Raw genomic sequence first — 13,985 nt, 5'->3', positions numbered from 1 at the left:
GCGGCGCACCGCGTGCTGATGCAGCGACCGGGCGCTGGATTTTCGAGATCGAAGGTGATTGGTATGAGTAAGTCCGATAAGCGTCGGCCGTTCCAGAGTGGTAACGAGAGGATTGCGCAGCCGGCGGCCAATCACCGGCACTCGTCCGACGCCAGTCGCATCAGCACCCGCGGAAACCGGTTGAGCACCGACGTGGTGTCGGCAGCATACCGAAAGCCGGCGCGCTCGAACATCATTCGCGTGCCGACGTAGGCCATCGTCAGGTCCACCCGATCGGCGCCGTTGTCGACGGGGTAGGCCTCGACGGCCGGCGCACCGTTGGCCCGGGCGAAATCGACTGCGCCACTGATCAAGTCCGCGGTGATACCACGTCGACGATGCCCGGGACGGACGCGGAGGCACCACAGCGACCAGACGTCGAGATCGTCGATGTGCGGGATCCTGCGGTTGCCCGCGAAGGTGGTGTCGGCGCGCGGCGCAATCGCGGCCCACCCGACCACCTCGTCGCCGTCGTAGGCGAGAACCCCAGGGGCAGGCATCTTCTCGCACAGTCCCCGCACATACTCGCCGCGCTGCCGGCGCTCGAGGGATCGGTTGAGCTTGTTGGGAATGCGATAACTCAGGCACCAGCAGACGTTCGCGTCGGGACGTTTCGGCCCGACCATGGTGGCGACGTCGTCGAACTCCGACGCCGGCCGCACTACGATCGACATCACTTCGCTCGGCTCAGGCGAGGTATCGCGTCGCCGGACCCACCGCGTCGCGCGGTGTCTTGCCCTGGAATCCGTCGCCGATGGCCCGTAACTTCCATTCGGCGCCTTCGCGATTGATGACCGCCATCACCACCCCGGTGAACGGCATGCCGCCCTGCAGGGTGAAGCGGGCCAGCTCGGTGCCGATGGTCTCGTCGACGAGGCGGCAGAAGGCGTTGTCGACCTCCTCGAAGGTCTGACCCTGATACGACGTCACCGTGAACACCAGATTGTCGATGGCCGGGTGGATGGCGGTGAGGTCGACGTAGATGATCTCGTCGTCGCCTTCGCCGGCGCCGGTCAGGTTGTCGCCGGAATGCCGGATGGAGTTGTCGTCACTGGACAGATGCCCGTAGTAGACGACGTCGGCGAGTTGCCCGCGGCTGAACATCAGCACCGACGCATCGAGGTCGATCTCGCGTTGCCGGCCACCGAAGAAACCGCCACGTTTGATCTGGTCCCAGCCCAGGCCCATCCGGATGCGGGTCAGCGCGAGACCACCGTCCTTGCGCAGCGACACCTTCTGACCCTTGCTCAGGTTCACGCGCCGATTCTTGGTGAGGCTGATCTCGCCGGGCGCCGACGCCGCAGGTGCGGGCGGAGCGGGCGGTGCAGGCGGAGCGGGCGGAGCGGGTGCGGATGGCGTGTACGGGGGAGGGGGCGGCGTGGCGGCCGGTGGTGGGGGGTAGGCCGAAGCCGCCGGTGGTGGGGTATAGGCGGGCGGGGTCGGCGGCTGCGCGGCCGCCGGCGCGGGCGTCGTGGCGGGTGCGTCATCCACCGACACACCGTGATCGCGGATCAGGTCGGCGAAGCCGCCGGCATAGCCCTGGCCGACGGCGCGGACCTTCCAGTCGCCACCGCGGCGGTACAGCTCGAGGGCGACGACCACCGACTCGCTGGACAATCCGTCGATCGAGTAGGTGAACAGCTCCCGGCCCGAGACATCACCGACGTGTGCGACGGGCGCCGCGATCCGACCGAAACTCGACGATGCGTCATCGAGGGTGATGACCGCGCGCACGGCGTGGATATCCGGCGGCAGCCCCGCTGTCGACACCCGCAGCACCGGGCGGCTCGTCGGGTTCTCCAGCACCACGCCCGGTCCCTGGGGCTGGTTGTAGAACACGAAGTCGGCATCCGTCCGTACCCTCATCGCATCGGTCACCAGCAGTGCCGAGAGGTCGGCGGGCGCCCCGACGTCGATGGAGATCACCACGTCGCCTGCGGGCAGCGGTGCGTTCTGTCCTTTGGTGAGTACGGTCATGCCTTGATCTTCGCATTTCCGGTCACCACGGCGTCGGCGATACGCGCGGTGAACCATTCCAGGATCCCCTCGCCGGCGAGCGCACCGGTGGTGTCGGTGACGGTGAGATGTGGTTGTGTCCAGCCGATCTGCTCGAGCTCGCCGTGCCGTGGCCGGATGGCGGCGTCGGCGTACTCCAGGAGATCGATGTCCAGACGCCCGTCACCGGCCGCGTACACGGGCGCGTCGTCGGGCAGCGTCCCGTCGGCGACGAGTCGCGCGCGGACCTCTGCCACCGCCGCGGACTTCGTGACGACCTGCGGGAGGGCGTAGATCTTGCGGCCCTGCTGCGACACCGTCCACGCCCGCTCGGCACACCACTGCGACCAGTCGGACAGGAAGTCGCCGGGTTGCCGGTCGAGGTCGACGACGATGTAGCAGAACAGATCGTCGGCGGTCCGTACCGAGGTCACCCAACTCTCGTCGATGCGGGATTCGAGCGCGGCCACCACCTCGGCGAGGTCGGCCGCCGACGCCGCGACCCGCCGGTCGACCTGCGCACGCCACGCCGGGTCGTCGGTGCCGTCGGTCAGGATCCGGCCGCCGCTGGAGACCACCGCATGACGAAAGGGGCTGCCGGGCAGCTCGATACGCGTGAACTGTGCCGGTGTCCGCGTGGTCACCGGCACCACCGGCGCCTGGGAGGCCAACGCCACCAGCAGGTTTCGGGCCGCCGGCGTGAGATAGGACAGGGGTCCGCCGTTGTAGATCTCCACGCAGACCGGATCGAGCGAGGCGAACTGCTCCTCGCCCATGGCGTGACGCGAGAAGATGAGGGTCCGGTCGAGATCGGTGGCGATCAGGCCGTTCACGCATCCTCCTTGATCAGACCGACGCAGGAATAGGCGAGATCACCACGTACCTCCACCGGCACCCCGCGTTCGGCGGCCAGGACGCGGATGTGGGCGTGTTCGTCGAGGTCGGCCTCCCGTACCAGAACCATCCACGGAACGCGGCGCAACAGCACCCGGGTGGTTTCTCCCACACCGGGTTTGACGAAGTTCACCGACGAGACGCCGTACTCGTCGCGGAGACGTTCCATCGACTTCCACCCGGACCACTGCGGCGTCCGATCGCCGTCGCGGATCGCCGCCAGCGTGTCCCGGACGCGGTGCGCGACGGCGGTGAACCTCTCGGACACGGTGTCCAGGAACAGAGTTGACACGTCGAACTTCGCCAGATGCGAGTAGAACTTCGCGCCGTGGAACTCGCCCGGGCCGATGTGGTCGGCGTTGAGCACCGTGCGGGACACCAGGCCGGACACGGTGGAGTTGAGGCAGGCCGACGCGATGAGGAAGTCGTCTCGGGTGCCGAAGGTGGTGGTGCACGAACCGGGGTCGGCCAACACCGCCAACTCGTCGTGCAGTCGCGCGCCGCCCGCGGCGGCGTACGCGGTGAGAGCTTCGGTGAGTTCCCGCTGGATCGCACCCTTGCCGGTCCAGCCGTCGACGAACACCACCGACTCCGGCCGATGCCGCGCGGTGATGTGATCGAGTGCGACGGTGTCGATTCCGCGGCCCCGAACGATCGAGATCGTGTAGTGCGGAACCTCGACGCCGTAGGTGTGAGCGATCCAGCGTCGCATCAGGATGCCGATCGGCGTGCCCGCCCGCGCCAGCGACACCAGCGTCGGGACCCGATCGCGTTCGGCCACCACGAGCTCACTGACCACACCGACCGCCTCGGCCAACCGGTCCGCGGACCCGCGCAGCGCCTCGTGAAACAGGTCCTGGTACTGCGAGCCCGGCTGATACTCGATGGGCAGAGACTCGGCGTAATGGGCCGCACCGCTTTGGATTCGGCGTTCTCGCTCGGCAAGATCCCCCTCGAGGGCGACATGGGAGAGGTCCTTGAGCAGCCAGGTCACCTCGTCGGGAGCGTAGGAACCGAAGGCCGGGCCGTTCAGGGGCGGGGTGAGGGGTGGCGGGGTGGGTGCGGTCATCTTTTCGGCCCGCCGGTGGGGACGACGGCGACGATCACGTCGTGACCGGCGGCGGTGAGCACATCGATGACGCCACCCGATTCGCGAAGCAGGTCGGTGTCGGCGGGCGCATCGATGACCAGCACCACCTGCGGCAGCACCTCCGACCCGGACGCGCTGAACGGCGAGACCAGGTTGTAGACGAACCGTGGAGTCCCCGGATCGGATTCCGGTGCGGTGAAGGTGAATCCGCGGCGCAGCGGATAGCCGTCGACATCACGCACATAGGCGGGGGAGCGGGTGGTGGTCTGGTACCGCGCCGACACTCCGGAGACCTCCAGCGCCTCCGCGAGGCACAGCGGCAGATACATGAGTTCCTCGTGCCCGACCACGACGACGTCGCCGGACGGATCGATGACCTCGCCAATCTGTTCGGCCGCAACCGAAATCGCCGCCCCGAACGCTGCCTCGTCGGAGTGTAGGAATCCGTGCCGCCCGCCGTCGGGAAGGCCATCGGGCCACGGCAAGTGCACTGTTGTCACGTCGCCGCGGTGGTCGCCGACGGGATTCAACGCACCCGGTTCGAGAGCCCAGACCTCGTCGATGATGTTGTCCGGCAGCAGGATTCGGGCCTGGGCGAGCGAGACCTGATCGATCCGAACCCCCAGCTCGGCGGCCGCCGCGGCGATCGTGGCGCGATGGGCGTCGGTGCACATGTCGACCAGCGACGCCACCACGTAGTGCGTGCGCGGTGCGCGGTGCTGGAGCGCGGTGATGGCGCGCAGTGCCGTGGATCCGGTGGAGATCTCGTCGTCCACGAGGATCATCGGCGCATCCGGATCGGTGGCGAGAAGGTCGGCATCGGCGGGTTGCAGCAGATGCGTCGTGGCGTGCGAATGGCCCTCCTCGAAGGTGCCCCACGCCGGCACCCCGGTGGCCCGCCGCCGGGTCGAATGAAGGTAGGCCCGCGCCGAGATCCGCGCAGCCACACAGTGGCCCAAACCCGTTGCGGTTTCGGCGAAGCCGAGCACGGTGGCACGTGACGCCGCGTCGGCGCCGACCGCGGCGAGCACGGCGTCGCCGAGGTCGTCGGCGGCGGCCCGAACCGCGCTCGGCGGGGTCGGGATGTGCTTGCCGAGTACCGTCGACACCAGCAGATGTGCACGCCGACGATTACGCCGCAGGCCGACGATGATGAGATCGTCGATGGCCCAAGGGCTCCGGGGTGAGCTGCGCGCGTGTACCTCGACACCGAACTGCCCACCGACCCACGAGACGGCTCCGGCCGAGGTGGTGGTGCTGTTCACGCGGCGTCCAGGGCGGTCAGGAGATCGACGAAGCTGATCCCGGAATTGGTGACGCCGAAGGCGGCGGCGCGGTCCATCACGCGGGTGGCCCAATGACGGTGCGGTTTCAGCTCGTTCATCTTGTTCCGGTACGACGACGCCTGTGCGCCGCCGGTGTCGGCGGCCAGGATGTCGAGGGCATCGTGGTACTCCTCGTGGGTCACCGAGCTCAGTGCGTGCACCGGCGCGACGTGCGCCGGATGGATGACGGTCTTGCCGTGCATGCCGTTGGCCCGGTCCAGGGCGATCTCACGCAGCAGGCCGTCGATGTCGCGGCTGACCAACTGCTGACGGAACCACACCGCGTCGTGATCACGGAAGGGCGTGTGCCGCAACGTCGGGGCGAATCGCCGTTCGTGATCGGCGAAGTACTCCCACACCGGTCCGGTGATGATGTGACCCGAGGGGTCGCTGCGGCCGAGGATGTTGACGATCCCGGCGATGGCGTCGGCGGCGACGCGGACGTCGTAGATGGTGAGGTCACGGTCGCGACGGATGCCGAAGAGCCCGCACATGTCGGTCGCGCCGATCCGGACGGCCAGCACGTTCTTCCGATGTGCATCGAGAGCCGTTGCGATCGCCGCCAACTCGTCGTCGCGGGTCTCCCGGTGCACGAGCGCGGCGGATTCGAGGACGGGCATCGCCCACAGATGTCGGCCCAACACTGCGCCGGCATCGTGGACCGCTTGAAGGGCGGCCTCGGCGTGGTCGGCGCCGAACTTCGGAATGACGAAGCCCGACAACACCTCCGACGATCCGAGCAAGGAGGTGAGGGTGCCGATCTGAGCGGCGGTCCGGACGCGGACGAACAGCATCATCGCGCCCGCCGCGGTGCCTTCGAGGTCATGGAGTGCGCGGACCGCGGAGGCGATGGCCTCCGATTCCTGATGGTCGGCGACGGCATCTTCGAGGTCGATCACCATCGACAACACGCCATCGGCGTATCGGCGGGCGATCACCTCGGCCAGGTCGGGTCGTGTCGCGGGTATATAGAGCGTCGCTCCCAGTGCGACCGCGAGACGGCGGGTGGGCCACGCATCCGACAGCGGTTGGGGTCGGTGCATGAACAGGTGCTCGTGGACCTCGGCGGTGAGGTGATGGAAGTGTGCGGGCCCATCGGTTTTCGACGGGCCGGCGGACGCGTTGACGTCCTCGGGTGCTGCCGCGGTCATCGTGCCGCCACCTGTCCTCTCATGCGGTCGACGATCTCGGCCACGCGTTGCTCTACAGCACGCAACTGCGTCAGGTAGGACCAGTAGTCGGGGTGAACACGCTCCAGCGCGCCCCGCGCCCTCGAGATCCGGTCGGCCTGAGCATCGAGCACCGAGCCCCATTCGTCAACCAGCGACTTGTCGACGGCGAAGTGTTGGGCGTCACGTAGCCGGAAACGTACCTGCCGTTCCACCGCCGTCGGATCGGATCTGACCTCACGCAGCAGGGTCAGGCGGTCGCCGACGGCGTCGACGGCACCTTCGGCGGAATCGAGGTCGTCACGGGCCGCCTCGGCATCGGTAATCGACTGGTCAGGCGCGCTGGTGAGGTGAGTGCGGGCGTCGGCGAGGTGTGCGTCGGCCGCCTCGAGGTGGGTACGGATCACCACATCGGAGTCCTGCAGGTCCGTCGAACACTCGGCGCTGAACTCGCGACGCAACGCGGACAGCAGATCGGGAATCTTCTCGCTACGGGTCCGGATGGCGCTGCGCCGGGTATCCACCGACCGGATGACCCGAGTGGCCCGCTCGGAGAAGCCGGGCGCGTCCATCAGCGCGGCCTGCACCCGCTCGCCGGCGGTCACCAACGCGGTCCCGGCGGCACGACGGTCACGGATGCTCTGGGCCCGCTCGAACGCCGCGATCGCCGACTGCAGGGAGTCGGCGGCGGTGGTCACCACGCGCAAACCGAGCAGGTGTGGCGGCGCGGTCTCCAGCGACCTCGCTGCCTGCGTGGCGGACTCCCGGGCACGCTGATCGAGGACCCGCAGTTCGGTGGCGGTGTGCCGTGCGCGATCGAGTTCGGTGGCGTGGACGCGGCCGAACTCACCCATCTGGGTGTTCACCGCGCCGAGAGCATCCGTGCAGCGTGTGACCTCGTCGAGACGGGGGCGGGGATGATTCTGGGGGTCCGGAGCCGTGGCTGCCGACGACAGGCGAAGGTAGTCGGCGGTCACCTGGCCGTAGTACTCGCGCAATTGCGTCCACTCGTCGAGGATCCGCGATCGCGGGTCGAGTTCGGCCGCGATACGCACGGGCGAATCGATCTCCGAGAGGGTCTGCTCGGACGCGAGGAACGCCGATGTCATTCGGGTTGTGTACTCGCCGAGATCGGCATTCGCGCGTGAGCTGCCCCCGAACCATTTCCGTGCAAACTTCCTGGGCACGTAGTCGATGCTATCGACTAACTTCTTTCCCAGACGCGCCGTGCTGTGGCGGCGACTTCGGAGGAGGGCTCGCGAATGCAACTAGTGCAACGTTCGAAACGGGTCGTGGAGGCCCGTTTGAACAACACCGCGGTCCGGGCATTGTCCGGGTCGATGGTGGCCTACGAAGGGCAGATCAACTTCAAGTCCGCCGGTTTCGGTGGCGGCGACGGTCTGCTCGCCGGGATCAAGCAACGAGCGACGGGTGAGGGCCTGTCGCTGATGGAGGCGTCCGGCACCGGGGTGGTGTACTTCGCCCACAACGCGGCCGAGACCACCATCATCGAACTGGCCGGGGAGACCCTGCAGGTGGAGTCGCAGCAGTTGATGGTGATGAACGGGAATCTGCAGACCAACGTGACCTTCGCCGGTGTGCGGGGCGCGACGTCGGGGCAGGGCTTGTTCACCACCACCGTCACCGGGCACGGTCAGGTCGCTTTGCTCTCGCAGGGCGGTCCGCTCATCCACCTGGAGGTGAGCCCGCAGTTCCCGCTCGTCGTCGACCCCGACGCGTTCGTGTGCGCGAAGGGCGCGTTGAGTCAGTCCTTCGTCACCGACGTCAGCTGGCGCAGCGCCCTGGGTCAGGGCGGTGGCGAGGCGTTCTCGTTGCGCTACGACGGCTCCGGCGTCGTCTCGATCCAGCCGGCGGAACGGTAGGGGAGGGTCATGTTCACCAAGGTCAACAGCAAGGTCGTATCGGTCGACATCGGCCAGAGCGGGCCGATCGTGGCGCGCAAGGGAGCGATGCTCTTTTACACCGGCGACGTGTTCTTCCAACCGCATCAGCTCGCCGGAGCCGGCGGCGGTGGTTTCGGCATGTCGGGGATGGCCGGCATGGCGGGCCGGATGATGGCGGGCGAGCACGAGTCGACGATGATCGCCCAGGGTCAGGGGGTGGTGCACTACGGGTTCCGCGGTATCGAGGTGCAGATCATCGACGTCGGGCAGGTCGGCGGGACGATCCGGGTCGAGGCGTCGCGGACGCTGGCCTACACCTCGAATCTGCAGGCGTCGGTGGTGTCCGTGGCGTCGCAAGGTGGCGGCGGTGGCGGTGGAGGCGGGGGTCTACTCGGATCGCTGCGGTCGGCGGCGGCGGGTGCGGTGACCGGCCAGGGCATGTTCACCACGCAGCTGTCGGGTCCCGGGCAGGTCGTGGTCCTGGGCCACGGTGGGGTGTTCGAACTTCCGGTGGCGCCCGATCGTCCGGTGGTGACCGTCGACCCGCAGGCTTTCGTGGCGTCCGCCGGGCAGGTCAACACCACGCTGCGGTCCACCGTCAGTTGGCGCAATATGGGCCGAACCGGCGGTGAGGGAATGCAATTGGAGTGCGCCGGGCACGGCGTCGTGTTTGTTCAGGCATCCGAGGAGAAGTTGTGAGTCAGCTCAACACCGTCTGGAATCCGATGACGCTGCCCGCCGACGACAATGTCCCGGACAACGATTACTCCTACGTCATCGAGCTCAACAAGCCGTGGTTCATGTCGAAGGGCGCGATGATCGCCTACTACGGCCAGATGAACTTCACGTCGCTGCAGCACGGTCTGCAGGGGCAGTTGCTGCACATGGTGGCGCAGCAGTTCTCGGCTCCGCTGCACCTCGGTGACTACGTCGTGGTCGAGGGAAACGGCAAACTGGTCATCGGCGATCGCGGCTACAACATCAACTCCTACGATCTCGAGGACGGCAACCTCACCATCCGGGCCGCGAGTCTGCTTGCCTTCGAACCGAATCTGTCACTACAGCAGTCGATCGTCCCGGGTTTCCTCACCCTGATCGGCACGGGTAAGTTCCTCGCGTCGTCGAACGGTCCGGTGATGTTCGTGGAGCCTCCGGTGCGTGTGGACCCGGAGGCGCTGGTCGGCTGGTCGGACTGCCCGGCCCCCAGCCACCACTACGACCAGGCGTGGGTGAACTCCTTCATCGCCGCGGCCGGTCACCGGATGGGCATCAACTCCGGGGAGGAGCGTCAGTTCGACTTCACCGGCGCCGGAACGGTTCTCATCCAATCCAGCGAGAAGGTGATGAACGACATGTCGATCGTCCGCACCATCCAGGGCCACCTCCCCGGCCTCTCACAACCGGGCCTGATGCAGATCAACCAGCAGATCACGCAGCAGTTGGGGCAGCACCAGTAGGGAGTGGCCACTCCTGCCGGCCGAGCGCTGGTCGAGCACTTCCCCGTCGGACGAGCCGTGACGAGCCCCGAGGGCGAGCCGCGAGTCGAGGCCTCGCAAAGCGACCTGTCCGTCGGTGACCGTGCCGCGGACGCGGATACGGGCACTGGATGCATGCATCGTGCCCGCGGTGCCGGGATCGTCGGGATCCGCGGTGACCTCGACGTCGGGCGAGCCGTGGGCGTCCTCGAGTTCCCCGGCACCCGTGACGCCGGGTTCGTCTGAGCGTTCGCCGCCTGCGGCGTCGGGCCTGTCCCGCTGGTCGGGTCGCCGGGGTTCGACCGGATCGGATTGGGCAGCTTCGGCTTCGGTGTCAGCAGTTTCGGCATCGATCGTTTCGGCACCGATCGCTTCGGCATCGATCACGTCGGTGTCGACCGCGGCCTCGACAAGCTCGGCCCGGCGGACACGGGCTTCGGTCTGGCGCTCCTCACCGGATCGACCGGCGGGATGGGCGCTCGACCGGAAGGGTGCGGTTCTGTCAACGGTCGCCTCGTCAACGTCAACAGCCCCCCGACGAATGCTCGCCGGGGGGCTGTCGGAACTGCTGGAGGTGTCAGATCTCGATGTGGTCCTTCGCATCCTCCGGCTCGTTGCGCCGCCGGATGATGCTTGAGATGAAGCTGGCTGCGATCAGGACGACACCGACGAGGCCGGTGACCACCTCGGGCACGTGGGTGCCGATCGAGTAGAACAGGATCAGTGCCAGCGCACCGATCGCCCAGTGGGCGCCGTGCTCGAGGTAGACGTACTCGCTCAGCGTGCCCTTGCGGACCAGGTAGACGGTGAGCGAACGGACGAACATCGCACCGATGAAGCCGAGGCCCAGGGCGATGATGATCGGGTCCGCGGTGATCGCGAACGCGCCGATGACACCGTCGAAGGAGAACGACGCGTCGAGAACCTCGAGGTACAGGAACAGGAAGAAGCCGGCCTTACCGGTGGCCTTCGCGAGGTCGCTGGGACCCGAACGGCGTCGGAGTTCGGCGTCGGCGACCGAAGCCGCCTCGTTCACCGCAGGTGTGCGTTCCGCCTGCGCCCGTTCATCATCGGACTCCTCGGGGTCGTCCTCGCCGTCCGGGGTGCTGAACAACTCGCCCAGGCCGTTGACGACGATGTAGGTGATCATGCCGAGGAGGCCGGCGAACAGAACCGTCGACCGTTCGTCATCGGGGGCGATGAACTCGGCGGTGATGACCAGCAGGATCGAGGCGACAACCACCTCGAGCTGATCGAGCTTGCCGATCTTTTCCAGCGGACGTTCGATCCAGGAGAGCCAGGTGATCTCCTTCTCCTCGAAGATGAAGCCCAGGAACAGCATCAACAGGAACATGCCGCCGAACGCCGCGATCTGCGGGTGGGCGTCGGTGATGATCGTCTCGTAGGACGGGCTGCCGTCGGGGAAGTACTCGGCGCCGTTGGCCGGTGGGTTGAGCGCGAGGTCCAGTGCCTGGAATGGACTGAGACCCGATGCTAGCCACACGATGGCGAGCGGGAAGACCAGACGCATGCCGAAGACGGCGATCAGGATGCCGACGGTGAGGAAGATCTTCTGCCAGAAGTCGCTCATCCGCCGCAGCACGGTGGCGTTGATGACCGCGTTGTCGAAGGACAGTGAGACCTCGAGGATGCCGAGGATCAGGGTGAGGAACAGCGCCGTGGTGCCGCCATAGAGGAAGGCGGCGATCAGCGACACGATCGTGATGACTATGGACAAGCCGAATATACGGAGTACCACGTGGGCGTGGCCTTTCTGGTTACGCGGAGGGCGTGCCGCGTCGCGACGCCCGGTGGACGACGAATGCCGCACCCGGTCTCATGAGCGAGTGCGGCATCCGCGGGGTGTAACTACCCTAATCAGACATTGACCCCGTAGTCACGGGCGATACCCGCGAGACCGGAGGCGTAACCCTGGCCGATGGCGCGGAACTTCCACTCGGCGCCATTGCGGTAGATCTCGCCGAAGACCATCGCGGTCTCGGTCGAGGCGTCCTCCGAGAGGTCGTAGCGGGCGATCTCGGAGCCGTTGGCGCGGTTCACGACGCGGATGTAGGCGTTGCGGACCTGGCCGAAGGACTGGGCCCGGGTGTCGGCATCGTAGATCGAGACCGGGAACACGATGCTGTCGACGTTCGGTGGGGTGCCGGCCAGGTCGACGTTGATGACCTCGTCGTCGCCCTCGCCCTCACCGGTCAGGTTGTCACCGGTGTGCTCGATCGAGCCGTCGGGCGACTTGAGGTTGTTGAAGAACACGAAGTGCTGGTCGGACAGGACCTTCTTGTCGGCGCCGAGTCCAATGGCGCTGGCGTCGAGATCGAAGTCGGTTCCGGTGGTGCTACGCGCATCCCAGCCGAGACCCACGGCGACCGCGGTGAGTCCCGGAGCCTCCTTGGTCAGCGAGACATTTCCGCCCTTGCTCAGGCTTACGCCCATGGTTGTGCTGCCTTTCTGTCGTTGAACGGCCATCCGCCACTCTACGTGCGATGACCCACACTGTAGGGGAAGAGTCGGACATGCGACAGGTCCGGGTAGGTCACCTGAACGATGGAATCCGCATGGCCCCGCGTCCGCGGACGCACTCCTCGATTCTGCGGACATCTGGATGAAACGTGTTGTACGGCAGCATTTTACGTTGGCCTACCGCTACCCCAACAGCTTCTTCTGCACCTTCCCCATCGCATTGCGCGGCAGCGATGCGACCCAACGGATCTCGCGGGGCCGCTTGTGCGCCGACAGTTCCTCGGCGACGAGATCGATCAACTCGGCGTCGGGCACCTGCTCGCCGACGACGTAGGCGACGATCCGCTGCCCGAGATCGTCATCGTCGACGCCGACGACGGCCACCTCGGTGACCGCGGAATGGGCGAGCAACACCGTCTCGATCTCGCCGGCACCGATCCGGAATCCGCCGGACTTGATGAGGTCGGTGGCGCGGCGGCCGACGATGCGATGCATACCGTCGGCTCCGATGACCGCGACGTCGCCGGTGGCGAACCAGCCGTCGTCGAGCCAGGATTCGGCGGTCGCCTCCGGACGGTTCAGGTAGCCCGAGGCCACCATCGGGCCGCGGACATGGAGGTCGCCGACGCTCTCGCCGTCGTGCGGGAGATCGTCGGCACCCTCGCGCAGTCGCGTCTGCACGCCGGTCACCGGCATGCCGACCCAGCCCGGACGTCGCTCGCCGTCGGCGCGGGTGCTCACCGTGATCATGGTTTCGGTCATGCCGTAGCGTTCGACGATCTCGTGGCCGGTGGCCTCGCGGATCTCGTTGAACACCGGCACCGGCAGCGGCGCGCTGCCCGACACGAGGAGCCGCGCCGATGACAGTTCCCCCGCCGTCGACGGGTCGGCACCCACCCGGGACCACACCGTCGGCACGCCGAAGAACATCGTCGCGCCCGTCTGGGCGGCGCGGGCATAGTTCTCGGGGGTGGGCTTGACCGTGTGATGCAGCCGCCCACCGCGTCGCAGCGGCCCGAGCACGCCAAGGATCAGGCCGTGCACGTGGAACAGGGGAAGCCCGTGCGCGAGGGTGTCGGCAGCGGTCCAGTCCCAGGCGTCGGCGAGTGCGTCGAGTCCGGCGGCGATCGCGCGACGCGTGATGGGCACGCCCTTGGGTAATCCGGTCGTGCCCGAGGTGTACAGAACGAGAGCGACGGAGTCGGCCGGCGGTTCCGGGTGGAAATGCCACGACTTCGCGTACCGTCGCACCGGGATCGTCGGGAGAGTGGCGGTGCCGTGAGCATCACCGTCGGGGGCGTCGCCGAGCCAGGCCTGCGCGCCGGAGTCAGTGAGGATGTGGTCGAGTTCGCGGCGTCCGGAATCCGGCGGGATCGGGACGATGGCCACGCCGGCGATCAAACCGCCCGCGATGGCGAGGATCGTCGAGATCGTGGGCCGTGCCAGGACGGCCAGGGTGTGCGCCCCGCGGATGCGTTCGGCCACCGCGGTCGCCGCGCCGACGAGTTCCTCGCGGGAGAGGTGATCGTCGCCGATGACGACGGCGTCGTCGAGGTCGGGAGCGTTCGGGATCATCGTCGGCAGTAGCAGCACGGATCCACTGTGCCACGTGA

General features: G+C 67.4%; 14 protein-coding genes. 3 read left to right on the top strand and 11 right to left on the bottom strand.

The annotated features are described in order from the left end of the window. Window positions 1-131: 131 nt before the first annotated feature. The 7 genes from ACWETB_RS01415 to ACWETB_RS01385 are packed head-to-tail and all read right to left on the bottom strand — an operon-like array spanning window position 132 to window position 7,621. Complete coding sequence (locus ACWETB_RS01415) at window positions 132-713, bottom strand: GNAT family N-acetyltransferase (protein ID WP_449743418.1); 582 nt, start codon at window positions 711-713, stop codon at window positions 132-134. Between the two features lie 13 nt (window positions 714-726). After that, window positions 727-2,016, bottom strand: a complete 1,290-nt coding sequence (locus tag ACWETB_RS01410; protein ID WP_449743419.1) for a TerD family protein — start codon at window positions 2,014-2,016, stop codon at window positions 727-729. Then, a complete protein-coding gene (locus tag ACWETB_RS01405) occupies window positions 2,013-2,867 on the bottom strand; it encodes an HAD family hydrolase (RefSeq protein WP_449743420.1) in 855 nt (284 codons plus the stop codon). Before ACWETB_RS01405 ends, ACWETB_RS01410 begins: the two co-directional genes overlap by 4 nt. After that, window positions 2,864-3,997, bottom strand: coding sequence for a cysteine protease StiP family protein (locus ACWETB_RS01400; protein WP_452208763.1), 1,134 nt, complete (start codon window positions 3,995-3,997; stop codon window positions 2,864-2,866). The genes ACWETB_RS01405 and ACWETB_RS01400 overlap by 4 nt, the downstream gene beginning before the upstream one ends. Then, window positions 3,994-5,283, bottom strand: a complete 1,290-nt coding sequence (locus ACWETB_RS01395; protein WP_449743422.1) for a phosphoribosyltransferase family protein — start codon at window positions 5,281-5,283, stop codon at window positions 3,994-3,996. Before ACWETB_RS01395 ends, ACWETB_RS01400 begins: the two co-directional genes overlap by 4 nt. Beyond that, entirely contained in the window at window positions 5,280-6,494 is a 1,215-nt protein-coding gene (locus ACWETB_RS01390) for an HpcH/HpaI aldolase/citrate lyase family protein (protein WP_449743423.1), read from the bottom strand. The genes ACWETB_RS01395 and ACWETB_RS01390 overlap by 4 nt, the downstream gene beginning before the upstream one ends. Next, window positions 6,491-7,621 (bottom strand): hypothetical protein, encoded by a 1,131-nt coding sequence (locus tag ACWETB_RS01385; protein ID WP_449743424.1) that lies wholly within the window; start codon window positions 7,619-7,621, stop codon window positions 6,491-6,493. Before ACWETB_RS01385 ends, ACWETB_RS01390 begins: the two co-directional genes overlap by 4 nt. Before the next feature lie 153 nt (window positions 7,622-7,774). Here ACWETB_RS01385 and ACWETB_RS01380 point away from each other — a divergent pair, with 153 nt between their 5' ends. Genes ACWETB_RS01380 through ACWETB_RS01370 form a run of 3 tightly spaced genes read left to right on the top strand, consistent with a single transcriptional unit; the run spans window position 7,775 to window position 9,873 of the window. Further along, window positions 7,775-8,395, top strand: a complete 621-nt coding sequence (locus tag ACWETB_RS01380) for an AIM24 family protein (protein WP_348805503.1) — start codon at window positions 7,775-7,777, stop codon at window positions 8,393-8,395. A gap of 9 nt (window positions 8,396-8,404) precedes the next feature. Then, window positions 8,405-9,115 (top strand): AIM24 family protein, encoded by a 711-nt coding sequence (locus ACWETB_RS01375; protein ID WP_449743425.1) that lies wholly within the window; start codon window positions 8,405-8,407, stop codon window positions 9,113-9,115. Beyond that, a complete protein-coding gene (locus ACWETB_RS01370; protein WP_348805505.1) occupies window positions 9,112-9,873 on the top strand; it encodes an AIM24 family protein in 762 nt (253 codons plus the stop codon). The genes ACWETB_RS01375 and ACWETB_RS01370 overlap by 4 nt, the downstream gene beginning before the upstream one ends. Here ACWETB_RS01370 and ACWETB_RS01365 read toward each other — a convergent pair. From ACWETB_RS01365 to ACWETB_RS01350, 4 genes are all read right to left on the bottom strand, one after another. Next, entirely contained in the window at window positions 9,811-10,278 is a 468-nt protein-coding gene (locus tag ACWETB_RS01365) for a hypothetical protein (protein WP_452208760.1), read from the bottom strand. The genes ACWETB_RS01370 and ACWETB_RS01365 overlap by 63 nt on opposite strands. Before the next feature lie 190 nt (window positions 10,279-10,468). Then, entirely contained in the window at window positions 10,469-11,650 is a 1,182-nt protein-coding gene (locus tag ACWETB_RS01360) for a DUF475 domain-containing protein (RefSeq protein WP_449743427.1), read from the bottom strand. A gap of 119 nt (window positions 11,651-11,769) precedes the next feature. After that, window positions 11,770-12,345, bottom strand: coding sequence for a TerD family protein (locus ACWETB_RS01355; RefSeq protein WP_449743428.1), 576 nt, complete (start codon window positions 12,343-12,345; stop codon window positions 11,770-11,772). Between the two features lie 210 nt (window positions 12,346-12,555). Further along, a complete protein-coding gene (locus ACWETB_RS01350) occupies window positions 12,556-13,962 on the bottom strand; it encodes an acyl-CoA synthetase (RefSeq protein WP_449743481.1) in 1,407 nt (468 codons plus the stop codon). Window positions 13,963-13,985: the final 23 nt, after the last annotated feature.

The sequence above is a fragment of the Gordonia sp. NPDC003950 genome (assembly GCF_053605205.1).
This window is presented reverse-complemented; position numbering and strand designations above follow the sequence as displayed.

Coding starts and splice junctions, on each gene's coding strand:
- ACWETB_RS01415 (WP_449743418.1), bottom strand. CDS start 713: ATGTCGATCGTAGTGCGGCCGGCGTCGGAGTTCGACGACGTCGCCACC.
- ACWETB_RS01390 (WP_449743423.1), bottom strand. CDS start 6,494: ATGACCGCGGCAGCACCCGAGGACGTCAACGCGTCCGCCGGCCCGTCG.
- ACWETB_RS01400 (WP_452208763.1), bottom strand. CDS start 3,997: ATGACCGCACCCACCCCGCCACCCCTCACCCCGCCCCTGAACGGCCCG.
- ACWETB_RS01385 (WP_449743424.1), bottom strand. CDS start 7,621: ATGACATCGGCGTTCCTCGCGTCCGAGCAGACCCTCTCGGAGATCGAT.
- ACWETB_RS01375 (WP_449743425.1), top strand. CDS start 8,405: ATGTTCACCAAGGTCAACAGCAAGGTCGTATCGGTCGACATCGGCCAG.
- ACWETB_RS01410 (WP_449743419.1), bottom strand. CDS start 2,016: ATGACCGTACTCACCAAAGGACAGAACGCACCGCTGCCCGCAGGCGAC.
- ACWETB_RS01380 (WP_348805503.1), top strand. CDS start 7,775: ATGCAACTAGTGCAACGTTCGAAACGGGTCGTGGAGGCCCGTTTGAAC.
- ACWETB_RS01355 (WP_449743428.1), bottom strand. CDS start 12,345: ATGGGCGTAAGCCTGAGCAAGGGCGGAAATGTCTCGCTGACCAAGGAG.